The sequence below is a fragment of the Bacillus sp. AP50 genome, from assembly GCF_040492675.1.
In the GTDB taxonomy this organism is placed as follows: Bacteria; Bacillota; Bacilli; order Bacillales; family Bacillaceae_G; genus Bacillus_A; species Bacillus_A cereus.
In genome coordinates this window covers 1-995 of the sequence record NZ_JBEUTW010000786.1, presented here as the reverse complement: position 1 = coordinate 995, position 995 = coordinate 1, and the positions used below count along the sequence as shown (strand labels likewise).

The window sequence follows — 995 nt, the reverse complement described above, 5'->3', positions numbered from 1 at the left end:
CATTAGGAGTACTGATAGAAAAACGATTGAGAATATATTTTTTTATTACATTTACAATTTGAAGAGTAGAACGTGTTTATCGTAATTCTCCAAACACCAATTATATTTTTTTAGAATGATTGGATGGACTGCTTCTTTCGTAGTATCGACTTCAGTATATCCATATTTCTTATAAAAGTTTTCTAATTCCTCAAAAGGAAGACAATATACATTTTGTATTTGTGATTTTTTTGCAGTTTCTACTAAAAATAAAACAAGCTCACCAGCTAATTGTAGCCCTCTAAATTGAGGCAGAATAAAAATTCCGCCCATTTCTAAAGTATCTTCATCTATTTGGACTAATCGGCCAACGCCTGCATACTCGTTGTTATATGTAATAATTGCAACTTTATCTCTCTTTAAATCACTCCGTACAAATCCTATTGAGTCATATTGGTTATTAATCCATTCTAAATCGTTAGATGTGGCCAATTGAATACTCATATACATCCTCCTTCGGAATACTAGCGCTCTCTTCATTATATAGAACATAAGATACTATATCAAAAGAACCTTGAGATAGCACATTTGTTTAAGTTATTAGTTAAAAGTGTGGGATTGCTGGCATTGAAATGATGGCTTCACCAAACATAGGATAATAATCTTGTAAATTTAGTGTTACATAGTCAAAATAAAAATTAGTTTATGTGTTCGGTAACGCACGATTGTTTAAGTGTAGAGAAAATCATAGGGTTATTTTAATTAGTAGCTACTGTATTCATTGAAGCTATTAAGGAAATGTGGTAATCGCCAGCCCTAGTGATACAAATCATATTAGGATTTAGTAAAAAAAATTCTTCCTGAAAAAGAGGGGGATTAAAGATAAGAGCACTTCGAAAAGTGCCCTTCAGTAACGACTACTCATTCTAAAAAGAAAGGATGCAATATATCATATGAAGTTAAATGTATTTAAGTATGGGTCTTTTATATAAATGTGAAATAAAAGAGGGTTGTCT

Annotated in this window: 1 protein-coding gene; it reads right to left on the bottom strand. The window is 31.2% G+C overall.

Features of this window, described 5'->3' with window-relative positions:
- Positions 1-51: 51 nt before the first annotated feature.
- Complete coding sequence (locus ABWK52_RS29495; RefSeq protein WP_098281286.1) at positions 52-483, bottom strand: GNAT family N-acetyltransferase; 432 nt, start codon at positions 481-483, stop codon at positions 52-54.
- Positions 484-995 lie beyond the last annotated feature (512 nt).

Excerpts from the sequence above, each read along its gene's own strand:
- ABWK52_RS29495 (WP_098281286.1), bottom strand. The coding sequence starts at position 483 with ATGAGTATTCAATTGGCCACATCTAACGATTTAGAATGGATTAATAAC.